The organism is Halomonas sp. SIMBA_159, assembly GCF_046536035.1.
Lineage (GTDB): Bacteria > Pseudomonadota > Gammaproteobacteria > Pseudomonadales > Halomonadaceae > Vreelandella > Vreelandella venusta_A.
In genome coordinates this window covers 1-258 of the sequence record NZ_JAWJBT010000948.1, presented here as the reverse complement: position 1 = coordinate 258, position 258 = coordinate 1, and the positions used below count along the sequence as shown (strand labels likewise).

At 73.6% G+C, this 258-nt stretch carries 1 protein-coding gene; it reads left to right on the top strand.

Annotated features, from left to right (window positions below; all coding sequences use genetic code 11):
* Positions 1-258 (top strand): hypothetical protein (locus R0J87_RS22060; protein WP_498888986.1); only part of this gene is annotated, 258 nt, incomplete at both ends.

Here is a 258-nt window from a genome sequence, read left to right as displayed (position 1 = left end):
CCCCATGCCCCAGCCCACGCCCGCCAACCCGGCCAGCCCGCTCAGCGATGAGCAGCAGCGGCAGTTCGCCGAGGCGGGGGGGCGGGTGAAGAAGCTGACGCGGGCGTCGCGGATGGCCATGTTCAACGGCGTGTCGATGCTGGTGCTCGGCGGGCTGTGCCTGCCGTTTGTGCTGATGGACCCGGTCAACGGCGTCGCGGCGGTGGTGCTGGGCGGCCTGGGGGCGGCCGAGCTCTACGGGCGGTCGCGGATCCAGCG